Annotated in this window: 21 protein-coding genes; 10 read left to right on the forward strand and 11 right to left on the reverse strand. The window is 67.3% G+C overall.

Annotation, left to right across the window (positions count from 1 at the left end):
* Positions 1-25: 25 nt before the first annotated feature.
* Together PGN27_RS13125 and PGN27_RS13130 are read right to left on the reverse strand one after the other, a co-directional pair.
* Positions 26-1,096 (reverse strand): PDR/VanB family oxidoreductase, encoded by a 1,071-nt coding sequence (locus tag PGN27_RS13125; RefSeq protein WP_335326499.1) that lies wholly within the window; start codon positions 1,094-1,096, stop codon positions 26-28.
* Complete coding sequence (locus PGN27_RS13130; RefSeq protein WP_335326500.1) at positions 1,093-1,989, reverse strand: metal-dependent hydrolase; 897 nt, start codon at positions 1,987-1,989, stop codon at positions 1,093-1,095. The genes PGN27_RS13125 and PGN27_RS13130 overlap by 4 nt, the downstream gene beginning before the upstream one ends.
* A gap of 86 nt (positions 1,990-2,075) precedes the next feature.
* Here PGN27_RS13130 and PGN27_RS13135 point away from each other — a divergent pair, with 86 nt between their 5' ends.
* Entirely contained in the window at positions 2,076-3,053 is a 978-nt protein-coding gene (locus tag PGN27_RS13135) for a phosphotriesterase family protein (RefSeq protein WP_335326501.1), read from the forward strand.
* Here the strand turns inward: PGN27_RS13135 and PGN27_RS13140 are convergent.
* Entirely contained in the window at positions 3,047-4,249 is a 1,203-nt protein-coding gene (locus PGN27_RS13140) for an acyltransferase family protein (RefSeq protein WP_418888596.1), read from the reverse strand. The two genes, PGN27_RS13135 and PGN27_RS13140, sit on opposite strands and share 7 nt — an antisense overlap.
* Positions 4,250-4,391: 142 nt before the next feature.
* On the opposite strand from PGN27_RS13140, the gene pgfA reads away from it, so the two are divergent.
* Both pgfA and PGN27_RS13150 read left to right on the forward strand, forming a co-directional pair.
* A complete protein-coding gene (gene pgfA, locus PGN27_RS13145) occupies positions 4,392-5,603 on the forward strand; it encodes a cell envelope lipid trafficking protein PgfA (RefSeq protein WP_030136818.1) in 1,212 nt (403 codons plus the stop codon).
* A 109-nt stretch (positions 5,604-5,712) separates the two neighbouring features.
* Complete coding sequence (locus PGN27_RS13150) at positions 5,713-7,230, forward strand: MmpA family trehalose lipid delivery protein (RefSeq protein WP_335326502.1); 1,518 nt, start codon at positions 5,713-5,715, stop codon at positions 7,228-7,230.
* On the opposite strand, the gene PGN27_RS13155 is transcribed toward PGN27_RS13150, so the two are convergent.
* Complete coding sequence (locus PGN27_RS13155; protein ID WP_335326503.1) at positions 7,214-8,386, reverse strand: glycosyltransferase family 4 protein; 1,173 nt, start codon at positions 8,384-8,386, stop codon at positions 7,214-7,216. The two genes, PGN27_RS13150 and PGN27_RS13155, sit on opposite strands and share 17 nt — an antisense overlap.
* A gap of 94 nt (positions 8,387-8,480) precedes the next feature.
* Between PGN27_RS13155 and PGN27_RS13160 the strand changes: the two genes are divergently transcribed.
* Entirely contained in the window at positions 8,481-9,245 is a 765-nt protein-coding gene (locus PGN27_RS13160; protein WP_335326504.1) for a class I SAM-dependent methyltransferase, read from the forward strand.
* Positions 9,246-9,291: 46 nt separating this feature from the next.
* The gene (locus tag PGN27_RS13165; RefSeq protein WP_335326505.1) at positions 9,292-10,761 is read left to right on the forward strand and encodes an aldehyde dehydrogenase; all 1,470 of its coding nucleotides are present in this window, start codon (positions 9,292-9,294) and stop codon (positions 10,759-10,761) included.
* Between the two features lie 228 nt (positions 10,762-10,989).
* Here the strand turns inward: PGN27_RS13165 and PGN27_RS13170 are convergent, their stop codons facing one another.
* The 3 genes from PGN27_RS13170 to PGN27_RS13180 form a co-directional block, all read right to left on the reverse strand.
* Positions 10,990-12,822 carry an acyl-CoA dehydrogenase gene (locus tag PGN27_RS13170; protein ID WP_335326506.1) on the reverse strand — a complete coding sequence of 611 codons (1,833 nt, stop codon included), beginning with the start codon at positions 12,820-12,822 and terminating at the stop codon, positions 10,990-10,992.
* Between the two features lie 257 nt (positions 12,823-13,079).
* The gene (locus tag PGN27_RS13175) at positions 13,080-13,625 is read right to left on the reverse strand and encodes a dihydrofolate reductase family protein (RefSeq protein ID WP_335326507.1); all 546 of its coding nucleotides are present in this window, start codon (positions 13,623-13,625) and stop codon (positions 13,080-13,082) included.
* Position 13,626: 1 nt separating this feature from the next.
* A complete protein-coding gene (locus PGN27_RS13180) occupies positions 13,627-14,529 on the reverse strand; it encodes a helix-turn-helix domain-containing protein (RefSeq protein ID WP_335326508.1) in 903 nt (300 codons plus the stop codon).
* A 71-nt stretch (positions 14,530-14,600) separates the two neighbouring features.
* Here PGN27_RS13180 and PGN27_RS13185 point away from each other — a divergent pair, with 71 nt between their 5' ends.
* Both PGN27_RS13185 and PGN27_RS13190 read left to right on the forward strand, forming a co-directional pair.
* Positions 14,601-15,755, forward strand: coding sequence for an acyl-CoA dehydrogenase family protein (locus PGN27_RS13185; RefSeq protein WP_335326509.1), 1,155 nt, complete (start codon positions 14,601-14,603; stop codon positions 15,753-15,755).
* On the forward strand, positions 15,755-16,741 hold the full coding sequence (locus PGN27_RS13190; protein ID WP_335326510.1) for an acyl-CoA dehydrogenase family protein: 987 nt from the start codon (positions 15,755-15,757) through the stop codon (positions 16,739-16,741). The genes PGN27_RS13185 and PGN27_RS13190 overlap by 1 nt, the downstream gene beginning before the upstream one ends.
* Here PGN27_RS13190 and PGN27_RS13195 read toward each other — a convergent pair.
* On the reverse strand, positions 16,719-17,543 hold the full coding sequence (locus tag PGN27_RS13195) for an arylamine N-acetyltransferase family protein (protein ID WP_335326511.1): 825 nt from the start codon (positions 17,541-17,543) through the stop codon (positions 16,719-16,721). The two genes, PGN27_RS13190 and PGN27_RS13195, sit on opposite strands and share 23 nt — an antisense overlap.
* Before the next feature lie 82 nt (positions 17,544-17,625).
* Between PGN27_RS13195 and PGN27_RS13200 the strand changes: the two genes are divergently transcribed.
* From PGN27_RS13200 to PGN27_RS13210, 3 genes are read left to right on the forward strand one after another with little or no spacing between them, the layout of a single operon-like run.
* Positions 17,626-18,435 (forward strand): 1-acyl-sn-glycerol-3-phosphate acyltransferase, encoded by an 810-nt coding sequence (locus tag PGN27_RS13200; RefSeq protein ID WP_335328726.1) that lies wholly within the window; start codon positions 17,626-17,628, stop codon positions 18,433-18,435.
* Positions 18,435-20,093 carry an acyl-CoA ligase FadD12 gene (fadD12, locus tag PGN27_RS13205; protein WP_335326512.1) on the forward strand — a complete coding sequence of 553 codons (1,659 nt, stop codon included), beginning with the start codon at positions 18,435-18,437 and terminating at the stop codon, positions 20,091-20,093. The genes PGN27_RS13200 and fadD12 overlap by 1 nt, the downstream gene beginning before the upstream one ends.
* 10 nt (positions 20,094-20,103) lie before the next feature.
* A complete protein-coding gene (locus PGN27_RS13210) occupies positions 20,104-21,306 on the forward strand; it encodes an alpha/beta hydrolase (RefSeq protein ID WP_335326513.1) in 1,203 nt (400 codons plus the stop codon).
* A 19-nt stretch (positions 21,307-21,325) separates the two neighbouring features.
* Here the strand turns inward: PGN27_RS13210 and PGN27_RS13215 are convergent, their stop codons facing one another.
* The 3 genes from PGN27_RS13215 to PGN27_RS13225 are packed head-to-tail and all read right to left on the reverse strand — an operon-like array spanning position 21,326 to position 24,868.
* Positions 21,326-22,159, reverse strand: a complete 834-nt coding sequence (locus PGN27_RS13215) for a hypothetical protein (protein ID WP_335326514.1) — start codon at positions 22,157-22,159, stop codon at positions 21,326-21,328.
* 53 nt (positions 22,160-22,212) lie between these two features.
* Positions 22,213-23,616: a WS/DGAT/MGAT family O-acyltransferase gene (locus tag PGN27_RS13220; protein WP_335326515.1), complete on the reverse strand. Its 1,404-nt coding sequence runs from the start codon at positions 23,614-23,616 to the stop codon at positions 22,213-22,215.
* A gap of 28 nt (positions 23,617-23,644) precedes the next feature.
* Positions 23,645-24,868 (reverse strand): alpha/beta hydrolase fold domain-containing protein, encoded by a 1,224-nt coding sequence (locus tag PGN27_RS13225; RefSeq protein ID WP_335326516.1) that lies wholly within the window; start codon positions 24,866-24,868, stop codon positions 23,645-23,647.
* Positions 24,869-24,920: the final 52 nt, after the last annotated feature.

The raw sequence follows: 24,920 nt of genomic DNA on the forward strand, positions 1-24,920 counted from the left end.
ACCTGCACCGGGTGAGCCGACCTTCTCAGAGATCGAGGACCAGGCGCCCGTCCGCCGAACGAGATACGCAGGCCAGCATCGAATTCGCCCGCTCGGCGTTGGTGAGCCGCGTATCGCGGTGCTCCGGTGTTCCCGACAGAATCCCGACTCGGCAGGTCCCACAGAATCCTTGCCTGCAGGAGTACGCGACATCGGGCCGTACCCGCATGAGCGCGTCGAGCAGCGACTCGTCGGCGGCAACGGTGGCGACCTCACCGGTGCTGGCGATCTCGATCTCGAACGCGGTGCCATCGGTGACCGGTGGCGCGCTGAACCGTTCGAAATGCAGTGCCGAGGCCGGGGATCGGTCGAAGTTGCCGCGCACCGCCTCGATCATGGGCGGCGGGCCACACACGTAGACCGCACCACCGGGCGCGGCGCGCCCCAGCAGGTCCGCCGGCGTAGGAATGCCATGTTCCTCGTCCAGGCGGACGGTCACCCGCTGCGGATCCCATTGCCATATCTCGTCGAGGAACGGAATCGTATCGGCGTTACGACCGCAGTACACGAAATGCCAGTCGGTGCCCAGCCGTTGGGCCGCACGCACCATCGGCAGTATCGGCGTGATACCGATACCGCCGGCGATGTAGAGCGCCCGCTCGTAGGGGATGAACGGGAAGCCGTTACGCGGACCACGGACCGTGACCGTGTCACCGATACGCAGATCGTGCATCTCCAGCGATCCCCCGCCACCGCCGGGGATCTTGCGCACGGCGATACGGTATCGATCCCGATCCTGCGGGTCCCCGCACAGCGAGTACTGCCTGCGGCGACCCGACGGCAGATGGAGGTCGAGATGGCTGCCGGGTTGCCAACCCGGCAGATCGCCACCGTCCGGTGCGGAAAAGGTCAGCGCCACAACGTCTTTGTCATGGGCGACGATCTCCCGCCCGTGCAATTGCAGCGTCATCGGATCGTGCGGTGTGCGGTCGGCACGCTCATCGGCGTAATCGGCCTTGACGACTCGGTTCAGCCAGAAACGGTCGAGCAGGGTGACCACGAGATTGGTCGCCCTGTCATCGATCGGCGAACCCAGCGGCGGAGCGGTGCGCTTCACTTGACTGCGGCGCGCGCGGCGGGCGAAGAGGCCAGATAAGCCACCGCCTGTGCGGTGTCGCCGACATCACCGGGGTGGTACCGCGGCGAGAAGTACTGCAGCCCACGCCAGGTGGTGTGCATGACCGACGGTGCGACACCGCGTCGCCCGGATCGGATCAATCCGCGCCAGATCGCCTTGCGCTTGCGCGCCGACATCTTCAGGTTCGGGTCGACCCGCATCAGGTAGCGGGTGGCCTGCCACAACAAATACAGCAGCATCGGTCCGGCGACGACCTGCGCCCAGGCCCGGCGGGCGTAGTTGTGATCGAAGTAGCGCAGCACGTCATGGGACACCATGCGGTGCTCCACTTCCTCGGCGCCGTGCCAGCGCAACAGGTCGACGATCGTCGGGTCGGCGGTCTCGGCATTGAGGCGCTCGGCATTGAGCACCCAGTCGCCGAGGAAGGAGAAGATGTGCTCCAAGGCGGCCATCACGGCCAGCCGTTCGACCATGTAGTTGTGTGCCTTGGCGCCCTTGGCCGCGCGCGGCCCCAGCAGGCTGCCGAAGACCCAGTTGGCGCGATCGATCACCGGAGTCGGGTCGATACCGTGGCGCTCCAGGTACTCGTAGATGCCGGAGTGGGCGGTGGCGTGCATCGCCTCCTGCCCCATGAAGCCGATGACATCCTCGCGCAGCTTCTCGTCGTGGATCTGCGGCAACGCTTCCGTGAGCAGCTCGATGAACCATTCCTCACCGGCGGGCAGCAGCAGGCTCAACCCGTTGTAGAGGTGACTGGCGTAGGGGTCGTCATAGACGCACTGCGCGGGCACAGCGCTCAGATCGAACTGCACGGCACGCGCGTGGAGAGCAATCTGACCGCTGTCCGGGGTATCGGTGTCCAACAGCTCCATTGGCAAAACGGTACCCCTGGTACCAGGTAGATGTCGATACGCGTGATCGGGCCCGGGCATCGCGCCAGCCTCCTAGCATCGGCGAGGTGTCCAAGCTGAATACCGCACGCGGGCCCGTCGAAACCTCCCAGCTCGGCGTGACGCTCATGCACGAGCACGTGTTCATCATGACCACCGAGATCACCGAGAATTACCCGCAGGCCTGGGGTGATGAGGCCCGGCGCGAGCAGGATGCGATCGCTCGACTCAACGAACTCAAGGCGCGCGGTGTGGACACCGTCGTCGACCTCACCGTCATCGGCCTGGGACGCTATATCCCCAGGATCGCCCGCATCGCGGCCGCCACCGAGATCAACATCGTCGTCGCCACCGGTCTGTACACCTACAACGACGTGCCGTTCCGTTTTCACTTCCAGGGACCCGGCACGATGCTCGACGGACCCGAGATCATGACCGAGATGTTCGTCGGCGATATCACCACCGGGATCGCCGATACCGGCGTGAAGGCGGCGATCCTCAAGTGCGCGACCGACGAGCCGGGCGTGACCCCCGGCGTGGAAAGGGTGCTGCGGGCCGTTGCCGCGGCCCACCGCGAGACCGGTGTCCCGATCTCGACACACACCCACGCCGGCACCCGGCGGGGTCTGGAGCAGCAGCGCATCTTCGCCGAGGAGGGTGTGGACCTGAGCCGGGTGATCATCGGGCACTCCGGGGACACCACCGATCTGGCCTATTTGGAGGAGCTCATCGCCGACGGCTCCTACCTGGGTATGGACCGGTTCGGCGTGGACTCAATCCTGCCGTTCGAACAGCGGGTCGACACCGTCGCGCAGATGTGTGAACGCGGGCACGCCGAGAAGATGGTGCTGTCCCATGACGCGTCGTGCTATTTCGACGCGCTGCCCGAGGACACCGTGTCGGCACTACTACCGAACTGGCACTACCTACATATCCACAATGACGTGATTCCGGCACTGAAGCAGCGCGGTGTCACCGACGATCAGCTACACACCATGCTGGTCGACAATCCGCGCCGGATCTTCGACCACGGCGGCGGTTACTGACCGCCCGCATCGGATACCGCGCTGTCCAGCGGCGCGGCCCGATGATGCCGGTTCTCCCACCGTCGCAACGCCTCCCGGCACGGTGACTCCACCAGCGCATAGCTGACCGCGGCGATGGCGAAACCGAAGATCAGCGTCAGCACCAGCACCACCGGCATGTGCCCGTTGAACGGGAAATACCCCATGATCGGGAACACCATCGCCAAGGCGGCCAGGTGCCAGACGAACAGGCCGTAGGACCACCGGCCCAGGGTCACCATCACCGGGCTGCCCATGATCCGGTGTTGGGTGTCGGGCGCATCGAGCACCAGCGGAGCCAGCAGCGCACCGGCCACGATCGCCCCCATGCTGATCTTCACTACGAACTGGCCGACGGTCCCCGGCGTGAGGCCCTCGGGCCCGGCCAGCGGGGAGGCAGCCACGACGAATGCCACCGCGGCGATACCCGTCATGAGCAGGGGCCGCCGCGCCACCCGATGCACCCGGCCCACCGGGCTCACCGAGAGTTCGGCCAGCACGATGCCGGCTGCGAACCAGGAGAAGAACGCCGGCGGCCAGTTCAGGGGATTGACACCATAGGGCGGATCGAACGGGATGAACCCCCACGCGAGACTGGCGGCGGCGACCGCGAGCACCGCCGGGATGCGCGCAGACACCGGAAGCCGCCGGGCCAGCATTGCCAGGAACGGCAGGGCCAGATAGAAGCTCACCTCCACCGCAAGGCTCCACATCTGGGTCAAGCCCGAGGTGAGTGTCAGCGGGACGTAGATCTGGGTGAGCGTCAGGTTCGCCAGCCATACCGTCGGGTTGGCGTTCGTGTCCGGCATCAGGGTGAGGATGACGATGACGGCCACCAGATAGCCCGGCATGATGCGCACCAACCGGGAGCGCAGATAGTGCCCCGTCGGCGGACAGTGACGCAGCCCTCGGGCCGCGGCGGCGTGCCCGCGCCACAGCAGGAAACCCGACAGCGCGAAGAACACGGCGACGGCCAGATCGAAGCGGCCGAGCAGACGACCCGACACCCCGCCGGTGTGCCCGGTCTGGAACGCGACGTGGGTGATGACGACGCCGATGGCCGCGCAGGCTCGCATGCCCTCGACAGCGGGCAGGAAGCTGCGGGTGCCACCGGAGGTCGACGGACGGCCGGCCGGTGCGCGATCACCCTCGATCGCCGAGCCTCGCGGGGCAGTCATGCTGTCAGTGTGCCGCGATCTGGCGCCGACCTCACAACGGCACCGGTGAACGGCACCGCCCAACGGGCATCCGTGAAGGTCGTCATGAACATCGCGCTTACCCTGTGCTGTTAGGGTCGTCCGTGACCGAAGGGAGCTTGGGTTGAACCGAGCAGTGGCCCTGCGCTTTGCCGCATGTGGACTTCTTGGGCTGGGCGCTGCCCTTCTCATAGCGGCATTGCTGCTGTCCACCTACACCCACGGCAAGATTGCCAAGATTCCGCTGAATCTGGACGCCGACCTCGTCAGCGAGGGCACCGCCACGGCGCTGGATCCGGCGTCGCTGTCCTCACCGGAACGTTTCGTGATCAACCAGGACGTGCCGGTCGCGCTGCAGCAGCAGCTGTCGGTCGAGGCGCCGGCCAACGCCGATGTCGTGACCCTGCAGGTCGGTAGCTCGCTGCGCCGCACCGATCAGCAGCAGGACAAGGGTCTGCTGCTGGCGATGGTCGACACCGTGACGCTGGATCGCACCACCGCCGAAGCGGTGTCCAGCGACACCAACCCGGGTGGTGCGGTGCAGAAGCCGCGCACCATCGAAGACGATGCGCCGCCCACCAACATCGCGCTGCCGCACGAGGGGTTGTCCTACCGCTTCCCGTTCGGCACCGAGAAGAAGACCTACCCCTACTTCGATCCGATTGCGCAGAAGGCCTTCGACGCCAACTACGACGGCGAAGAAGATGTCAACGGGCTGACCACCTACCGGTTCACCCAGAACATCGGCTATGACGCCGACGGCAAGCTCGCCGACCCGCTGAAGTACTCCTCGCTCTACGACAACGACGAGGACTCCGAGGTGACCGCGCGGGCATCGCTGTGGGGTGTCGAGGCCGAGAATCCCGAAGACCCGATCACGATGAACCGCTACTACGCGGCCAAGAGGACCTTCTGGGTGGACCCGATCACCGGCACGATCGTCCGCGCCGAAGATCACGGCTTCCACTACTACTCGCGTGACGCGCTGCGCCCCGAGGTGACCTTCGCCGAGTTCGACGTGACCTCCACCGAGAAGACCGTCGAATCACAGGTCGCGGCCGCCCGCGATGAGGCCGATCACCTGGCGCTGTGGACCCGGATCCTGCCGATCACCTTCACCGCGCTCGGCCTGGTGACCTTGGTGGGCGGGGCGTTGCTCGGCTCGTTCGCGCTGCGCGCCGAGTCGACCCTGATCGACCCGGGCCTGGACGGCTCGGACCGCGGGTTCTTCGGCCGCCGCGATGACGAGTCCGGGCCCATGCCCGCGGCCGAAGCGCAGACCGAGAAGATCCCGACCCGGCGGCCTACCGACCTGCCGCCGGACCGACCGGTCTGACGCGGACACTCCGGACATTTCGGACACCGCACCCCACTTCGCCCGTCACCGCCGGTGGGTTGCGCCGGTCTACTCGCTGGCGCTCAGTCTGGTCGTCACCGGTCCCCTGTTGGGTCCCGGATATCTGTTGCTGCGTGATGCCGTCTCGACACCTCGGTCATATCTGACCGATGCCGCCCTCGGCCTCACCGATGCCGCGCCGCGGGCCCTGCCGCAGGATTTCGCAATCGCGTTGGCCTCGCATGTGCTGGACGGCGGAATCGTCGTCAAGGTGCTGCTTGTCCTCGGGTTGACGCTCGCCGGCTGGGGATCGGCGCGCCTGGTCGCCCAGGTTCTGCCCGATATCGCAATCGGCGGCAGGCTCGTGGCGGCAACGCTCGCGATCTGGAATCCGTATGTCGCCGAGCGTCTCCTGCAGGGTCACTGGAGCCTGCTGGTCGGATATGGCTGCCTGCCCTGGGTGGCGGCCGCCACGCTGGCGCACCGACGCTGGGCGCTGGCGTTCTGGATTGCGCTCGCCGGCCTGACCCCCACCGGGGTGCTGCTGGCCGCGGTGACGGCCTTGGTGTGCGCCCGCCGCTGGGGCACGGCCGCCGCGGCGCTGGCCGCGACCGTGGCGACCGCCCTGCCGTGGCTGGTGGCCACGGTGGTCTCGGCGTCGTTGAGCTCGACGGCGGGGGCCGGGGTTGACGCGTTCGCCGCCCGCGCCGAGCCGGGGCTCGGCACCCTCGGCAGCCTGGCCGGGCTGGCCGGGATCTGGAATGCCCAGGCGGTACCCGATTCGCGGACAACAGTTTTCGCGGTTGTCGCGACGTTGGTCCTGGTGGCTGTGGTCGCGGTCGGCGCGCCGGCGGCGGCGGCATCGCCGGTCGCCCGCCCACTGCTGGTGCTGGCGGCGGTGGCCGTGCTGGTGCCCGCGGCGTTGGCCACCGGCCCCGGACAGGCGGCGCTGGCCTGGGCGTCCGGTCAGCTGCCCGGCCTCGGCGTGCTGCGCGACGGGCAGAAGTGGGTGGCGTTGGCGTTGCCCGGCTACGTGCTGGCGGCCGCGGGTGTGGCGCGGCTCGGCCGGTCGGTTGCCGTGGTGTGCGGGGTGGCCCTGCTCGCGGTGCTGCCGGATCTCGCCTGGGGGGTCGGCGGTCAGCTGCGCGCGGTGCACTATCCGCAGGCGTGGCCCGCGGTGGCCGCACTGATCAATGCCGATCCCCGGCCGGTGGCGGTGCTACCCCCGGACAGTATGCGGCAGTTCGACTGGGCGGGCCCCGCGCCGGTGTTGGATCCCTTGCCGCGCTGGGTGTCCGCCGATGTCCTGGTCAGTGGTGATCTGCTGATCGGCGGCCAGATCATCCCCGGGGAGGGGGCGCACGGACGCGCGGTCACCCAGATGTTGCTCGACGGGGCGCCACAGCGAGAGCTTGCCGACGCCGGCGTGGGCTGGGTGGTCGCCGAGGGTCTGGGCACCCCGCTGGACCTGCCGGTGGTCTACCGCGATGCAGATCTGACCCTGTACGAGGTGGGAGGCGCTACACCGCCCGCCGACGGGCGCGGTCTGCTGATCGGTGCGCACCTGGTGTGGTTGACGACCTTGTTCGGTGCCGGGGTGGCCGCAGTGCTCAGACGACGCCGCTGACGCGGCGGCCGCAGGCGACCTCCTGGAGCACCGTGCGCATGGAGTCGGCGCTGAGCGCCCAGGAGAACTCCGCGCTGCGGATCCGCGCCTTGGCCCCGAGTTCCTCACGCAGCACCCGGTCGGTCAGTAGCCGTCGCAGGCCGTCGGCCAATTCGTCGGGACCGTCGACCAACAGCCCGGTCACCCCGTCGACGATCGAGTCGGTGAGCCCACCCGATGCGCGGTAGCCGATGGTCGGCACCCCGTGCTGGGCGGCTTCGATGACCGCCAACCCCCAGCCCTCTTTGCGCGAGGGCATCAGATGCACCCAACACTGCTGCACCACAGCATGTTTGGCGGCATCATCGATATGCCCGTGGAAGGTGACGTGGTCGGTGATGCCGAGCGCGGCGGCGTGCTCGACCAATCGCTGCTTCCACCAACCGCCACCGACGATGTCCAGGTGCAGCTCCGGGATATCGGTGCGCAGCGCGGCGACGGCGTCGAGGGCATCCTCGATCTGCTTGTGCGGCACCAGCCGCGACAGCACCGCGACCCGCGGTGTCACCGATCGCGGCGCGCTGAGGGTGTCCGCCGGCGCCTCGTCGAGTCCGTTGCGCACCACGGCGATTCGATCCGGCGTGACACCGAGCTCGGTGAGTTCGCGCGCCGAGGGCAGCGATACCGTCACGTACTGATTGCGTCGATGCAGCCGCGGTGACAGCCGCGATTCGACGAACCACCCGAATCGACCGGTCCGCTCACCGGCGACCGGCCACTGCTCCCGGTGACAGTGGTGCACCAGCAGCACCGAACGTTTCCCGTAGGCCAGCCTGGCCAGGAACGGAATACCGTTCTGGGTGTCGATGACCACATCGGGGCGGGTCCGGCGCAACGGTCCTAGACCGATTCTGGCGGCGACCATCGACAGCCCGGCCCACACGTACACCGAATAGGGACCTCCGCCGCGGCTGACGCTGACGCCGTCGATCACGTCGCGGCGCGCCGCCCCGGGGTAGCGCGCCGTACGCAGAGTGACCTCGATACCGTCTGCGGCCAGCTGGCTGCCGATGCGCTGCAGGTAGGCCTCGCTGCCGCCGCCCTGCGGATGGCCGGTATCGCGCCAGCACAGCAGCAGGACGCGCTGCACGGGAGCGTTTGCCGGGCCGGAAGTCATAACCCGGCCAGCCTAGCCTGCGCACGCCGGCGGTCGATCCTGTGGAAAGCCGGTCGCCAGGCCCCTGAGCGAGCCGAACACCTAGGGTGGCGTGGTGCGGCCCACCTCCCATTTCGCCCGTCGGGCCACCCTGCGGCGCTCCGTCGGGCTGCTGAGCTCGTTTCGGTTCGAGCAATCCGACCCGGCGCGTTTCTACGGCGCACTGGCCGATGACACGGTGGAGATGGTCGCCGACCTGTGGACGGGCCTGACCGCCTCGCCGGCCGCCGGCCGCACGGTCGTCGACGTGGGCGGCGGCCCCGGCTATTTCGCCTCGGCGTTCGCCGCAGCCGGCATGGCGTACGTCGGGGTCGAACCGGACCCTTCGGAGATGCATGCCGGGCCGGCCGGGATGCCGGGCGGCTCGGGAACCTTCGTGCGGGCCTCCGGCACCGCGCTGCCCTTCGCCGACGACAGCGTCGACATCTGCCTGTCGTCCAACGTCGCCGAGCATGTCGCGCAACCATGGCTGCTCGGCAACGAGATGCTGCGCGTCACCAGACCCGGAGGGCTGGTGGTGCTGTCCTACACGGTGTGGTTGGGGCCGTTCGGCGGGCACGAGATGGGTCTGACGCACTACATGGGCGGAGCGCGCGCCGCCGACCGGTACGCCCGCAGGCACGGACATCGGCCGAAAAACGACTACGGATCGTCGTTGTTCGCGGTCTCGGCGGCCGACGGGCTGCGCTGGGGCCGCTCGACGGGCGCGCTGGTGGCCACATTTCCCCGCTACCACCCGCGATGGGCGTGGTGGATGACCCAGGTACCAGGGTTTCGGGAGTTCACCGTGAGCAATCTGGTGCTGGTGCTGCAGCCCTGACTGCAACAGGTTCTCGTTTTCGCGTTTTCTGGGTAGTGTGACGCGTATGACACAGACGGCGTTCAAGACAACGTGGGACAAGCTGTTCATCGGAGGCCAATGGGTCGAACCGTCGACCGCCGAGGTCATCGAGGTCTACTCGCCCGCCACCGAGCAGAAGGTCGGCCAGGTGCCGATGGCGGCGAAGGCGGATGTGGATGCCGCCTGCGAGGCCGCGCGCAAGGCGTTCGATGAGGGCCCGTGGCCCCGGATGTCGCCCAAGGAGCGCGAGGCCGTGCTGGCCAAGGCGGTGGAGCTGATCGAGGCGCGCGCCGAGGAGTTCAAGCACCTGCTCAAGCTGGAGACCGGTCAGCCGCCGACCATCGTGGACATGATGCAGTTCGGCGCGGCGATGTCCACGCTGCAGTTCTATGCATCCGGTGCCGACAAGTTCTCCTGGCAGGAGATCCGCGACGGGTTGTACGGCCAGACGCTGGTGCTCAAGGAGCCCGTCGGGGTCGTCGGCGCGGTCGTCGCCTGGAACGTGCCGTTCTTCCTGGCCGCCAACAAGCTGGGCCCGGCTCTGTTGGCCGGTTGCACCATCGTGCTCAAGCCCGCCGCCGAGACGCCGCTGACCACCAACCTGATGGCCGAGGTGTTCGCCGAGGCCGGGCTGCCCGAGGGCGTGCTCTCGGTGGTGCCGGGCGGCCCGGAAACGGGTCGGGCGCTGACCGACAATCCGGCACTGGACAAGTACACCTTCACCGGCTCCAGCGCCGTCGGTAAGGAGATCGGCAAGATCGCCGCCGAGAAGCTCAAGCCGTGCACGCTGGAGTTGGGCGGCAAGTCCGCGGCGATCATCCTCGAAGATGCCGACCTGGACTCGACACTGCCCATGCTGATCTTCTCCGGGCTGATGAACTCCGGGCAGGCGTGTGTGGGCCAGACCCGCATCCTTGCCCCGCGCTCGCGTTATGACGAGGTCGTCGAGAAGGTCGCCGCCGCGGCGGCGGGCATGCAGGCCGGCCAGCCGGACGACCCGGCCTCCATGGTGGGCCCGCTGATCTCGGAGAAGCAGCGTGAGCGCGTCGAGGGATACATCAAGAAGGGTCTCGACGAGGGCGCCCGTCTGGTCACCGGCGGCGGCCGCCCCGAGGGCCTGGACTCCGGATGGTTCGTCCAGCCCACCGTGTTCGCCGATGTCGACAACTCGATGACGATCGCCCAGGAGGAGATCTTCGGGCCGGTGCTCGTGGTGATCCCCTACGAGGACGAGGCCGACGCGGTGCGCATCGCCAACGACTCGGTGTACGGGCTGGCCGGATCGGTGTACACCACCGACTACGCCAAGGCCGTCGAGATCGCCAAGCAGATCCGCACCGGCACCTACGGAATCAACATGTACGCCTTCGACGCCGGAGCCCCGTTCGGCGGCTACAAGAACTCCGGTGTCGGACGCGAGTGCGGTCCGGAGGGCATCGCCGGCTACTGCGAGTCCAAGAGCGTGCTGCTGCCGTTCGGGTACACCCCGGAGTAGCCGCTTCCTTTCGCGAGCAGACCCTTCTACCCCCAATTCCGCACGGTTTTGGGGGTAGAAGTGTCTTCTCGGCAGATGCAAGTCCACTCCTCCGGGGCTCCTCGCACCCTGATGCCCGCCCGAGAGTGACGAAGTGGCTGCCGATCCGGTGGTGAAAGCTGCCAATTCGTCGCTCTCGCTGCAATCAGGTCATCCTCGCCCGGATAGCCCTCGGTGGCAGGGGGGGTTCTAGAACGCCTCTTCGGGCAACTCCATGGTGTCCAGTCGCACCGACTCGATGACGGCGCGATCCGAACTCAACCGCGGCAGGATATGCCTGGCGAAGAACTCCGCGGCCCCGATCTTGCCCTTGTAGAACGCCCGGTCCTTGTCCGAAGCCGACTCCAGCGCCGTGACGGCGATTTCGGCATGCTCCAACAACAGCCAACCGATCAGCAGATCACCGATGGCCATCAGGAACGGCACCGACCCCAAGCCCACCCGATAGAGCTCGCGCGGTTCCTGTTGGGAGGCAACCAGATACCCGATGAGCGCGCCCACCATCGCCTGCGCATCCCCTACCGCGGTGGCCAACGCCGCCCGCCCGTCGGCCAGTTCCGGGCGGGCGTCCTCGCGATCCAGGAAAGACTGCACCTGTCCCAGCAGATGGGTCAGCGCCGCACCCTGGTCGCGGGCGATCTTGCGGAAGAAGAAGTCCTGCGCCTGGATGGCGGTGGTGCCCTCGTACAGCGAGTCGATCTTCGCGTCGCGAATGTACTGCTCGATCGGATAGTCCTGCAGATAACCCGATCCGCCGAAGGTCTGCAGCGAATCGGTCAGGTAGCGATAGGCAGTCTCCGAGCCGAAACCCTTGACGATCGGCAACAGCAGATCGTTGATCCGGGCCGCCATCTCGGGATCCGCGCCGGAGACGATCTCGGCGACCACCGGGTCGTGATGGGCCGCGGTGTACAGATACAGCGCCCGCAGTCCCTCGGCATAGGCCTTCTGCGTCAACAGCGACCGCCGCACATCGGGATGGTGCAGGATCGTCACCCGTGGCGCGGTCTTGTCGGTCATCTGCGTCAGATCGGCGCCCTGGACACGAGTCTTGGCGTACTCCAACGCATTCAGATAACCGGTGGACAACGTTGCGATCGCCTTGGTGCCCACCATCATCCGCGCATATTCGATGATCTTGAACATCTGCGCGATCCCGCTGTGCTCATCGCCGACCAACCATCCGACGGCCGGGCGGCCGTGTTGGCCGAAGGTCAGCTCGCAGGTCGCCGACGCCTTGAGGCCCATCTTGTGTTCCAGGCCTGTCACGTACACGCCGTTGCGTTCCCCGATCTCACCGGTCTGCGGATCGAAGAGGAACTTCGGGACGAAGAACAGCGAAAGGCCCTTGGTGCCAGGACCTGCACCTTCCGGTCGCGCCAGCACCGCGTGCACGATGTTCTCGTAGATATCGCCGGTGTCGCCGTTGGTGATGAATCGCTTGACACCGTCGAGATGCCAGCTCCCATCGGGCTGCTGGGTCGCCTTGGTGCGGCCCGCTCCGACATCGGAACCGGCATCCGGTTCGGTCAACACCATGGTGCCGCCCCAGTTGCGCTCGGCCATCAGCGTCGCCCAGTGCTTCTGCTGCTCGTTACCCAGGCTGTAGACGATGTCGGACAGCACCGGCCCGGAATGGCAGATGTAGGCGGCGGGCTGCGCACCGAGGGCGAACTCGGCGATCGCCCAGGTCAACGCGGCCGGTGCGGGCATCCCGCCGACGGCCTCATGCAGCCCGACCCGGAACCACTCGCCGTCCTGCCAGGCCTGCAGAGCCGCCTTGAACGGTTCCGGATAGCTCACGGTGTGCATCTTGGGATCGAAAGTCGGTGGCTGACGGTCGGTTTCGGCGAACGCCTCGGCCATCGGACCCTCGCACAAGCGCGCAGCCTCGGCCAGCATCTCCCGTACCGATGCGCCATCGAGGTCGCCGAACTCGCCGGTCGCCAAGACCTTGTCGAGTTCGAGCGCCTCGAACAGGTTGAACTCGACATCGCGAACATTGGAAAGGTAGTGCCCCATCCGGTGAGGATAAACCGGCGGCGGCCCGCGGTCCCGCCCAACCGTCAGGTTCGACGGTGAGCGGATATTCATCAGTTGTTCACCGATCACCTGCCGATACGCGAAATAGCCACGACATGCGCCGACGTTACTTTGCCTAAGCTGGACCTCACAGAAAGGAGGCGCACCGATGTTGCTGATCGAGCTCAACGTGGCAGGTCGTCGATTCACCGGGAAGCTCGGCGTTCCGCGGCCAACGATGCGCCGCCGTAATCCGCTCAGCCGGCCACCGCGGACGGATCGGGCCGCCTGAGCCAGCGGGCGCAGACGAACTCCCCGTTGCGGTCCAGCTCGGCGAGTTCCCATTCCGAGCGCACCGGCAACAGCCGCGCACCGGCACCGAGACTGCACGGCGCGTAGCTGACCACCAACTCGTCGACCAGTCCGGCCGTGACGAACTGCGCGGCGGTCCGGCCACCGCCCATCACCCAGAGGTCTTTGTCGGCGGCTGCCTCGGCCAGCGCTGAATACAGCTGTGTCACATCGCCGTCGAATGTCCGTACCGGGTGCCCGGGCGCGATGATGCCGTCCCGGCTGGTCAGCACCCAGCTGGGCTGGCGATACGGCCACTCGCCCGGCTGGTTCTCGACTATCCATTCATAGGTGCTCGACCCCATCACCAGTGCGCCGACCCCGTCGGCGAACGCGTCGTAACCGAACGGGCCCAAGGGATCGAAATCGCGGTTCACCAACCAGTCCAGGCTGTCGCGCTCGTCGACGACGAACCCGTCCAGGCTGGATGCTGTGAAGTACACGCACGCCATCTCAGTTACCTCTCATCCATTCCAGTGGGTCACCGCGGTGCACCTGGACACCGAGGCGGGAAAGCATGGCGCGCACCAATTCCCGACGGTGCGCGGAGTAGGTCAGGACGTGGGCGATGATGCCGTACAGCTGAAACGACTCCGGCGGATCGCACAGCGCGTCGATGACGGTGTCGCCCAGCCTGCCCTGTTCCCCGTACTCGCGCACCATTGCCGTCCAGCGGGCTGCGATATCGTCGTGATCGGCGGCCAGCACCCGTGCGCTGCGCTGGCCGGCGCGGGTCGGCTGATCGCGGCCCTCGATGGCGGCCAGCCAGACCTCCTTGTTCCATACCAGCGCGTCGAGCACCGCACCCACGCTCGGTTCCGGACCATCCCAGTCCAAAACCACCTGCCCGGGTGAAACCTCTTGCGTCCATTGCTTTTCGGCGAGGCCAGCGGCGAGACCGATGAGTGCAGCCGTATCGGCGATATCGTGGGCGATCATCAGCAACGAGACATCGGGGGCAGTGGTATCGCCGGGAGAGTCCAGCCACAGCGACTCCGGCGGGTGGAAGTGCACCCCGTTGGGTGCCGGCAACCGGAACCCGACGGTATCGGCCTGCGATGGCGGCACCCCGAACGCCCGCCGGAAGGCACGGGAGAACACAACCGGTGAGGACCAGCCCTCCGCCACCGCGACCGCCGCCACCCCTGCACCGCGTTGCAACCGCCAGGCCGCACGCTCGAGCATCACGCGGCGGCGTAACGCGGCCGGTGGCTCGCCGGTGAGCCGACTGACCTCGCGGGAGAAATGGAACTCCGAGGCGAAACTGCTGCGCGCCATCCCGGCGACATCGGTGTTCTGCGCATCGATGACGGCGTCGAGCAGCTCACGCAGCCGGTCACGCCGAGGGGCATTCACGTTTCGGAGCGTATTGCGACCGTGCCCGCGGCGACCATGACTTTTCCTGCTGGTTCTAGACTTGGCGATCGGTGAGTGAATTCGATGCGCTGTGCGCCAACGACGGGGACCTGGCCGAGTTGCGGTCCACGGTCCGGCAGTTCCTGGTGGCCGACAGAGACACGTTCGGCTGGCAACCCGAGATCGACTCCTGGCTGACGAGTTGGGATGCCGCTTTCAGTGAGCGGCTGGCCCGGGCCGGTTTCGTCGGGTTGACGATCCCGACCGAGTACGGCGGGCACGGCCTGGGTTTCCTGCACCGGTACGTGGTGACCGAGGAACTGCTCGGCTCCGGCGCCCCGGTGGCCGCGCACTGGTTCGCCGACCGGCAGGTGGCACCGTCGCTGCTCACCTACGGCACCGAGGAACAGCGCCGCCGGTTGTTACCCGGAATCGCGGCCGGGACGTTGTACTCGGCGATCGGGATGAGCGAGCACGGCGCGGGGTCTGATCTGGCCGCGACCGCCACCAAGGCAACCCGGGTCGACGGCGGTTGGACCATCAGCGGCACCAAGGTGTGGACCAGCGGTGGGCACCGCGCGCATTTCGCGATCGTGCTGGCCCGCACCAGCGCACTGGATCCCGAACACCGGCACGCCGGGTTCAGCCAGTTCATCGTCGCGCTGGACTCCCCCGGCGTGACCATCAGCCCGATCGTCACCCTCGACGGGCACCATCACTTCAACGAGGTCACCTTCGACGAGGTGCGCGTCGATGACGCCGACGTACTCGGCCAGATCGGCGACGGGTGGCACCAGGTGACCGCCGAACTGGGCTTCGAGCGCAGCGGACCGGAGCGCATCCTGTCCACCGCGACGCTGATCATCGACGTCATCCGGTCGCTCGGCGCGCAGACCGTCGATGATCGCACCGCGGCCGAGGTCGGCGACCTGCTCGGCCGCGCGATGGCGCTGCGCCAACTGTCGGTCTCGGTGGCCCGCGCACTGTCCGCCGGTGAGGATGCGGCGACCCGGGCGGCGCTGGTCAAGGATCTGGGTACCCGGTTCGAGCAGCAGTCGGTGGAGCTGTGCGCCGAGTTGATCGACTACGTCACCGATGCCGCGGCGGCCGATCGGTTGCGCGCGGTGCTGGCCACCGCCCGGCAGCATTCGCCCATGTTCACCCTGCGCGGCGGCACCAACGAGGTGCTGCGCGGGGTCATCGCCAGGGGACTGGGGGTCCGATAGTGGAAGAGCTCAGGCAACTGGTCGACGATATCGGCGCCAAGGCGGCACAGGCGCGGTTCGGCAACCGCCGGCTACCGGAGACCTTCGACGCCGACCTGTGGCGCGATCTGGAGGAGACCGGGCTCGCACGACTGACCACCGAACAGGACGCCGGACCCGCCGAGGCAGCGGTGGTGCTGGCAGGTCTGGCCCGCCACGCCGCGGCCGTCCCGGTCGCCGAGACCGATCTGCTGGCCGGTTGGCTGGCCGGGAAGGCCGGCCTCGATGTACCGGACGGGCCCCTGACGATCGCCATCGGCACCGACGGTGTCGCTCGCGAGGTGCCGTGGCCCGCGGATGCGGCGATCCTGTTGGCCGCTCGTACCGACGACGGTCTGCATATCGGGTGGATCGACGATCCCGAGCTCAGTATGGGGCACAACCTGGGCGGTGAACCGCGTGGCACGCTGCGCTACGCGACCCCCGGCCCGGCCGGCCTCGACGCCTCGGCGCTCGAGGAGTTGATGCGCCGCGGCGCCTGGTCCCGCTGCGTACAGATTGTCGGTGCACTGGACGCGGCGTTGTCGCTCACGGTCGCGCACACCTCCGATCGGGTGCAGTTCGGTCGGGCATTGAGCAAGTTCCAGGCCGTCCAGCATTCGCTGGCATCGATGGCCGGTGAGATCGAACAGGCTAGAGCGGCAACGGATCTGGCAACCGCGGCAGTCACCGAGTACGGTTTCGCCGATCCCCGCGCCGATTACGCGGTGACGGTGGCGAAGGTTGCCGTCGGCCGTGCCACCACTCCGGTCACGACGATCGCCCACCAGTTGCACGGCGCCATCGGGGTCACCATCGAGCATCCGCTGTGGTCGGTCACCATGCGGGCGCGCAGCTGGGCCGACGAGTTCGGCAGCACCGCGTCACATGCCCGCCGGCTGGGCCGCTGGGCGCTGGACGCCACCGACCCGTGGGATGTGTTCGTCAGTTCCCCAGCACGTGACTGATGCCCTCCGCCACATCACCGAGGCCGCTGAGTTCCAGCCCGAACCGGTTCACCAGCTGATCGACGACCTCGTCGGCCCCGCCGAGTTCGATGCGTTCGGTGCCGCCCAAGCTGTGCACGGCGAGCTGGCGGCCGCGCAGATTCCAGCGTGCGTCGTCGGTCACCAGTGCTGCGGACAACCCGGCGACGAACACCGACTTCGGATATGTCGAGACGTACCAGCTGCCGACCTCCAGGTCGATGCGCGGTCGCGGTTCGGTGGTGAACACGTAGAGGGCCTGCCACGTCTCGCGCACCAGGGCCTCCAGCCGCAGGGCGTTGGGCCCGGTGGCGACCAGCCGGTAGGGCTCATGCCGGGTCTGTTGCACGGGCCCCGCTTCCAACCGGATCGGTGACGAGAGCGTCTGGCCGCCGAAACCCACATCACACAAGTGACGACCCGCGCGCCCCGGGACATTCACCGCGAGCACGTTGTGCGTTTCGGCAGGCAGCGCGGCGCCCGGTTCCTGCATCCACACCACGCGGCCGGTCAGCCGTGCCACCCCGAACCCGAGCGCCTCCAGGACGTAGCCGAACAGTCCGTTCTGCTCGTAGCAGTATCCGCCGCGGCGGCGGTGGACCAGCTTGTCGAACAGCGCGTCGGCACCGAGGTCAGCCACGGGTGTGCCCAACACCGGATCGAGGTTCTCGAACGGGATGCTCCGGTTGTGCGCGGCATGCAGAATCTGCAGCGTATCCAGGGTGGGCGCACCGTCGCCGGTGTACCCGACGCGGTCGAAGTAGGCGGCTACATCGACGGTCATGGCTCCATGATGCCTTTGACCTCGGGCGGAATTACGTGCAAAATTAGAACACGTTCTATTTTCGACCGCCGGAGGCATGGCCATGGGCTCGACCGATATCGAACCGACCGAGATCACCAAGTTCGATCCCGGACTCACCGAGCGGGTGATGGGGTTGCTGCGGCCGTTCCTGAAGGCCTATCACCGCTCCGAGGTCCGCGGGCTGGAGAACTTCCCCGAGGGCGGTGCGCTGGTGGTCTGCAACCACTCCGGTGGGCTGTTCCCGATGGACGTACCGATTTTCGCGGCCGACTTCTACCAGCGCTACGGGTACGGCAGACCGGTCTACACCCTGAGCCACGCCATGCTGATGATCGGGCCCACCGGCGACTTCTTCAAGAAGACCGGTTTCATCCTGGCCAGCCACGAGAATGCCGACGAGGCATTGCGCTCGGGCGGCGTCGTGGTGGTCTTCCCCGGCGGTGACTTCGATGTCTACCGCCCCACCCTGGAGGCCAACAAGATCGACTTCGACGGTCGCCAGGGCTATGTCCGCGCGGCCATCAACGCCGGAGTGCCGATCGTGCCCATGGTCGGCGTCGGCGGGCAGGAAACGCAGTTCTACCTCTCCCGGGGAACCTGGCTGGCCAAACGACTCGGACCGATCGCCCGCCTGGCACGCACCAAGATCGTGCCGGTGTCCTTCGGGTTCCCGTTCGGCCTGTCCGCAGTGGTTCCGCTGAACGTCCCACTGCCCGCCAAGATCACGATGCAGGTGCTGCCGCCGGTCCACATCGAGGAACGGTTCGGGGATGATCCCGATATCGACGAGGTCGATGCCCACGTGCGCCATGTCATGCAGGGCGCTCTGGACGAGTTGGCCGCCGAGCGACGACTTCCGGTGATCGGCTGATGGGCCTGCAGGACATCCCCGGGCGCCTCGCCCGCCCCGTCGTCAACCGGGTCACCGCGACGGTCGGTCTGGTCGACACCATGGTCCGCGCCGGTGTCATCGCTCCCCTGCGCCCCGACAAGTACCTTCGCATCGCGGCGGCCATGGCACGCGAGAACATGGGAATCACATCGGGTTTCGCCAGCGCGGCGCAACGCTGTGGAGACCGCGTCGGGCTGATCGACGAGCTCGGCGCGCTGACCTGGCGCGAGATCGACCAGCGCGCCGATGCGTTGGCGGCGGGGCTTCAGGACCTGCCGTCGGGCGAGCCACACGTCATCGGCATCATGGCGCGCAACCACCGGGGCTTCGTCGAATCGCTGATCGCAGCCAACCGGCTCGGAGCCGACGTCCTGCTGCTGAACACCGCGTTCGCCGGCCCCGCGCTGGCCGAGGTGTGGCAACGCGAAACCGCGGGCCGGCCCAGCGCGGTCATCTACGACGAGGAATTCACCTCGACGGTCGAACGGGCGATGGAGGATTCACCGCAGACCACGCGCGTGGTCGCCTGGACCGACAGCACGACGGCGTTGTTCACCGTCGAGAAGCTGATCACCGAGTACGCCGGTCGGGAACCACAGCGCGCCAAGGAGAAATCCAAGGTCATCCTGTTGACCTCGGGCACCACCGGAACCCCCAAGGGGGCAAGGCATTCCGGCGGAGGACCGGAGGTACTCAAGGCGATCCTCGACCGTACTCCCTGGCGCGCCGAGGAGCCTGTGGTCGTGGTGGCTCCGATGTTCCACGCCTGGGGCTTCTCCCAGCTGGCCTTCGCCGCATCGATGGCATGCACGATCATCACCAGACGGAAGTTCGATCCCGAGGCAACCCTGGCGCTCGTCGACACCCACCGTGCCACCGGCCTCTGCGTGGTGCCGGTGATGTTCGACCGGATCGTGGAGTTACCCGACGAGGTCCGCAACCGCTACAGCGGGCGCACCCTGCGGTTCGCGGCCGCGTCCGGATCGCGGATGCGTCCCGATGTCGTCATCAAGTTCATGGACCAGTTCGGCGACGTGATCTACAACAACTACAACGCCACCGAGGCCGGCATGATTGCCACTGCCACCCCTGCCGATCTGCGCGCGGCCCCGGACACCGCCGGAAAACCGGCCGAGGGCACCGAGATCCGGATTCTGGATCCCGAGCTGCGCCCGCTGCCGGAAGGCGAGGTGGGAACGATCTTCGTCCGTAACTCCACTCAGTTCGACGGTTACACCAACGGCAAGAACAAGGATTTCCACGACGGTTTCATGAATTCCGGGGATGTCGGCTACCTGGATGCGGCCGGCCGCCTGTTCGTCGTGGGCCGAGATGACGAGATGATCGTCTCCGGTGGGGAGAATGTCTATCCCATCGAGGTGGAGAAGACCCTGGTCGCCCATGACGATGTCGCCGAGGCCGCCGTGTTGGGCGTCGACGACGAACAGTTCGGTCAACGATTGTCCGCATTCGTGGTGCTGCACAACCCGGTCACCGTCGAGGCACTCAAGGCGCATGTGCGTGACAATTTGGCCAACTACAAGGTCCCCCGCGACATCACGATCCTCGACGAGTTGCCCCGCAACAGCACCGGAAAGATCGACCGGCGCGCTTTGCAAGACCGTCTCGGTGGGTAACCAGGACCGCATGCCCGTGCTGAAACCCCGTCCTGTGCTGGGCGCACTCGCCGAAATGGTCAACGCCGCCAATGCTGTACGCCCACTCGGACGGAAGGGCTACAGCACCTTGCCGACATTCGCGTTCGGCTGGCCGACGTCGGAGAATGCGCCGCTGTTTCTGACCGGCTCACTGCTCGACGTGCTGCGCCGAAACGTGCTCGGCCATTACCGAACCCGCAACGGTCGCATCTCTTTGGTGCTCAAGGCACTGACCTGGGGCCTGCTCGTCGTGGTGCAACGCCGCGAGCAGACTTCCAAGGAGTATTTCGAAGGTCCGCTACGCACCGCACTGGGTCCGGACTATCCAGAGGCCGAGGAACCCGAACGCAAACCCCGCGGGGTCTTCGGTACCGGCTGGACGCGCCGACGCTACGTGCACGAGACGGCACGGTACGGTCCCCACGGACCCAACCTCGCCGACGTCTGGATGCGCCCGGACCTGCCGCGGGATGGCAAAGCACCGGTGCTGCTACAGGTTCCGGGCGGAGCGTGGATGATCGGGATGCGCAGACCGCAGGCCTACCCGATGCTGAGCAGGCTCGCCGAGCACGGCTGGATCTGCGTGTCCATCGGCTACCGGATCAGTCCGAAGCACACCTGGCCGGATCACATCGTCGATGTCAAACGGGCCATCGCCTGGGTCAGGGAGAACATCGGGGCCTACGGCGGTGATCCCGAATCGGTCTATATCACCGGCGGTTCGGCCGGGGGACACCTGACCGCGCTGGCGGCGCTGACCCCCAACGATCCGAAATGGCAGCCGGGCTTCGAGCATGTCGACACGTCGGTGGCGGCGGCGGTGCCGATCTACGGCCGCTACGACTGGTTCACCGACACGGGCTCCGGCCGAGGCGAATTCGTGACGATCCTGGAAAAGTTCATCGTCAAACTGCCGTTCGCGACGAACCGGCAGGCCTACCTCGACGCATCCCCGATCACCCTCGTGCACGCCGATGCCCCGCCGTTCTTCGTGCTGCACGGCGCCGACGATTCGGTCATCCCGGTGCAGGAGGGCCGTGATTTCGTCGCCGCACTGCAGGCGGTCTCGAAGGCCCCGGTCATCTACGCCGAGATCCCGCACGCCCAGCACGCTTTCGACTTCTTCGGTTCGGCGCACGGGCACAACACCGCCGCGGCGGTCGAGCGCTTCCTGAACTGGGTGCGCGGCTGAGGTTTCGGCGGCCGCCCGCTCAGCACAATGGCGTGTTACCGCAGAGGCCGGCAGGCAACTGCGGGGCCGGCAGCGCCGGCGGCGGTGGCAGCCTCGGGGCCGGTAGCGCCGGTGGCGGCGGCAGTCTGGGCGGGGGTGGCATCTGCGGTGGCGGGGGAAGCGCGGGCCCACGGGGTGCGGGCGGCGGCAGCGGAACCCCGCCATCAGCGGACTCGACCGGCGCCGGCGGCGCGCCGGGTGGCGGCTCGGTCGGCGGAGACATCGCGGCCGACGGCTGCGGCAGGGTGGCAGGCATCGCCCACACCGCGATCGGTGCCGGCGGCATCCCGAATCCCGCCGCGGCGGCAGTCAATTGCAGCTGTGTCGGCCGCATTCCGGGTTTGAGGAGGAAGAACACCCAACCATCGGTGTCGGCGCGCACCCGAGACGCCAACGGCACCGTCTTGCTCTCCAACGGGCGCGATGTCGCGACCTGTTCCCCACCGCTGAGATGTAGGCGGAATCCGCCGTCGGCGCCGGTGGCGTCGATCGGGGTCGTGACGCCGGTGAACGACACGTCGATGCCGAGTTCGACCTCTTCCCCCGCGGTACGGACCACCGTCAGATTGTCCGCGCGCGGTGTGATCGTGGCACCCTTGGCGGTCAGTGGCTGGCCCAGTGCGGCCGTGCCGGGCAGGATCGACACGGCGCCGGCGCTGTCCGTTGTGCTCGGCTGGCCCACCGCACCGTCCGACGGTTTCGCCGGTCTCGTCGAGGGCCCGTACGAGCAGCCGGCCAACACCACCGACACGCCCAGCAGCGTCAGGGCAATCCGCGCAACGGCCATCCGCGCCGGTCCCCTCCGCCATCGCATGTGGTCATTGTGAACCATCGCCGGGGTATCAGCAGTATCGCGAAGAACCGATCTCACGAGTCGACGGTGATCTCTCCGGAGAGACCGGCCGCGATCCGGATGTCCCGCAGCTCCTGCACCATCGCATCGGTGACCTCGTGTGGGTCCCGAACGGTCGCGGTATCCGACAGCACCGAGATGTTCAGCTGGTCGACATAGCTCCAGACCGTGATGTTCAGGCCGCTGGCCGCGGTGAGCGGACCGACCGAATAGATCTCCGAAACCGTCGCGCCACCGACCCGCCCGAACTGGCGGGGGCCCGGGACGTTCGAGATGTTCAGATTCAGGATCTTGTTCTGGCCGTCGACGTTGGACAACCGGCGAAACAGCGCCTCCACCCCGGCCGGGGGCATATAGGAAGCCCAGCGGGCCACCAACTCCGGGCCGATCAGCTGATTGCTCTCCTTGGCCAGCGCCGCTGTCTCGCTGGCGCGACGCACCCGGTCCAGCGGGCTATCGAGATCCACAGGCAGCGCCATCAGCACTCCGGTGAACCGATTACCGGAGATGCGGTCCGGGGAGAAGTCGAAACTCATCGGCACCGACGCGAGCAGGGGATGGTCGGCCTTGCCCTCGTAATGCAATTGGAGTTTGCGCAACGCGCCCGACGCCAACGCGAGGACCATGTCATTGATGGTGGCGCCCAAGTGTTTTCCGGTCGACTTGACGTCGGCAAGAGACAGGCTGGCGGTGGCGAACCGGCGCTCGGGGGTCAGCACGTGGTTCATGAAGCTCGGCGGCGGGGTGAACGGGCGGGTCAGTTCGGGGCCCAGTTTGCGGCTGCTGCGCCGAACGCGACCGATCCCCTCAGCGGTGTACCTGATCAGACCCGGCACTCGCGCGATATGACGCATGTGATCCAGGAACGCGGTCCTGACGAGCTCACCCGTCGACGGAGCCGGATCGGTGGCATAGGAGTCGCGGTCGCGCTGCGGTCCGTCCTGCAGATCCATTCCGCGGGCCAGCAGGTTGGCCGACGCCACGCCGTCGGCCAGCGCGTGATGGATCTTGCCGACCACTGCTATCCGATCGTCGGCAAGACCCTCGATGAAGTACATCTCCCAGAGCGGGCGGGATCGGTCGAGCGGGGTGCTGGCGATCTCGCCGATGGCCTCGTCGAGTTCGCGGCGCCCACCCGGCGTGGCTACCCGCCACGGCCGGATGTGGTACTCCAGGTCGACATCACAGTTCTCGCGCCACATCGGGTGGTGGAACTTGAACGGAATGTCCACCAACTGGTAGCGAAACGGCTCCAGCTTGTAGAGCCTGCCGTGCAACACATTCCGGAACTCTTCGACACCGAAGGTGCGGTCACCGAGTCCGTGCAGGTCGATGACGGCGACCTTCAAGGTGTGCATGTGCACGTTGGGAGCTTCCGAATAGAGCAAGAATGCATCCCAACCGCTGAGCCTCTTCACGGCTAAATCCCTCCCTGGGTGGAGGAGTCTATATAACCGCCTTGGCCTGGCGTGCCGTCGAGTTTCGGTGGATCTGATCGAGGAACAATCCGATGGCTTTGGCCATCGCGCCGGTGCGGGCACCGTCGGTCATGTCGAAACCGTGTCCGGCTCCGGGAAACTCGATGTAACTGACCGGTGCATCGGATGTCGCCTTCAACCGGTCGACGAAGCTGCGCGCCTGCGCCACCGGGATCACCGTGTCCCCGGAACCGTGGATGACGAGGAAGGGCGGCGCGTCACGGTGCACCCGGGCGATCGGCGAGGCGGCACGGAAGAGATCGGGGTGACGGGAGATCTTCCGACCGACCACGACGCGCTCCAGGAAGTCCACGAAGCGGTCGCGCTCCTCGGTGGAACGGTCCTCCCAGTCGTAACGACCGTAGATTCCCACGACGGCGTCGACCGAGGTGTCGGCCTCGTCGTCCAGTTCTGACTGCATGGCCGGGTCGTTGGGGGTGAGCCCGGCCAGGGCTGCCAGGTGACCGCCCGCCGAACAACCGGCCAGCGCGACGAAATTACGGTCCCCGCCGAACTTGTCGACATTGGCTCGCGCCCATGCGATCGCCGCCTTGACATCGGTCAGGTGACGCGGCCAGCGGTGATGCGGGGCGACCCGGTAGTCGATGGACAGGCACACCCAGCCCTGCTGGGCCAGGTGCGACATCATCGCGTAGCCCTGCAGGACACGGCTGCCGTGCACCCAGGCACCGCCGGGGATGAACAGCAGTACCGGGGCGGGCTCGCGCGGAAGTTCCGCGGGCCGCCACACGTCGAGTAGCTGCAGCGGGTGGTCGCCGTAGCGCACCGAGGTGCGGAAGACATCACGCCGATACGCCACGGTGTTCCACAGCGGCGGCATCGATTCAGGGGCGGGCCAGTCCCCGGCGAGATCGGTGGGATTGACCACGCCCCGCAGCCCGTCCTTGGCCACGTCGACCGTCTGTTCCCGCTCGGCCCTGCGGACCGGTGCGTTGCCGGGACTGAACCACGATTTGGCCGAAGCAGCGAGGAGTTCGGGGAACTGACGAAAACCCCACACTCCCATTGCCGCCAAGCCCCCGAGGGGTTCCAACTGCTTACCCACGATGGGCAGCGAGGCCGATGCGACCGACAGTGCCAGCATGCGGTCGGCGTGGTTGGCGTTCATCAACCAACGGGCGCGGCGCATAAGAGAAGGTCCGGGGCTATTTTCCGCCGGTTGTGCCGTCATGGCGCGAGCGTACCCGCGCAAGGTCGGTCTTAAGCAGACATTTCAGGCGATC

The sequence above is a fragment of the Mycolicibacterium neoaurum genome (assembly GCF_036946495.1).
Classification (GTDB): Bacteria; Actinomycetota; Actinomycetes; order Mycobacteriales; family Mycobacteriaceae; genus Mycobacterium; species Mycobacterium neoaurum_B.

Excerpts from the sequence above, each read along its gene's own strand:
- PGN27_RS13225 (WP_335326516.1), bottom strand. The coding sequence starts at position 24,868 with ATGACGGCACAACCGGCGGAAAATAGCCCCGGACCTTCTCTTATGCGC.
- fadD12 (WP_335326512.1), top strand. The coding sequence starts at position 18,435 with ATGGGCCTGCAGGACATCCCCGGGCGCCTCGCCCGCCCCGTCGTCAAC.
- PGN27_RS13195 (WP_335326511.1), bottom strand. The coding sequence starts at position 17,543 with ATGACCGTCGATGTAGCCGCCTACTTCGACCGCGTCGGGTACACCGGC.
- PGN27_RS13200 (WP_335328726.1), top strand. The coding sequence starts at position 17,626 with ATGGGCTCGACCGATATCGAACCGACCGAGATCACCAAGTTCGATCCC.
- PGN27_RS13170 (WP_335326506.1), bottom strand. The coding sequence starts at position 12,822 with ATGGGGCACTACCTTTCCAATGTTCGCGATGTCGAGTTCAACCTGTTC.
- PGN27_RS13155 (WP_335326503.1), bottom strand. The coding sequence starts at position 8,386 with ATGACTTCCGGCCCGGCAAACGCTCCCGTGCAGCGCGTCCTGCTGCTG.
- PGN27_RS13215 (WP_335326514.1), bottom strand. The coding sequence starts at position 22,159 with ATGCGATGGCGGAGGGGACCGGCGCGGATGGCCGTTGCGCGGATTGCC.
- PGN27_RS13165 (WP_335326505.1), top strand. The coding sequence starts at position 9,292 with ATGACACAGACGGCGTTCAAGACAACGTGGGACAAGCTGTTCATCGGA.
- PGN27_RS13210 (WP_335326513.1), top strand. The coding sequence starts at position 20,104 with ATGCCCGTGCTGAAACCCCGTCCTGTGCTGGGCGCACTCGCCGAAATG.
- PGN27_RS13140 (WP_418888596.1), bottom strand. The coding sequence starts at position 4,249 with ATGACTGCCCCGCGAGGCTCGGCGATCGAGGGTGATCGCGCACCGGCC.
- PGN27_RS13175 (WP_335326507.1), bottom strand. The coding sequence starts at position 13,625 with ATGGCGTGCGTGTACTTCACAGCATCCAGCCTGGACGGGTTCGTCGTC.
- PGN27_RS13130 (WP_335326500.1), bottom strand. The coding sequence starts at position 1,989 with ATGGAGCTGTTGGACACCGATACCCCGGACAGCGGTCAGATTGCTCTC.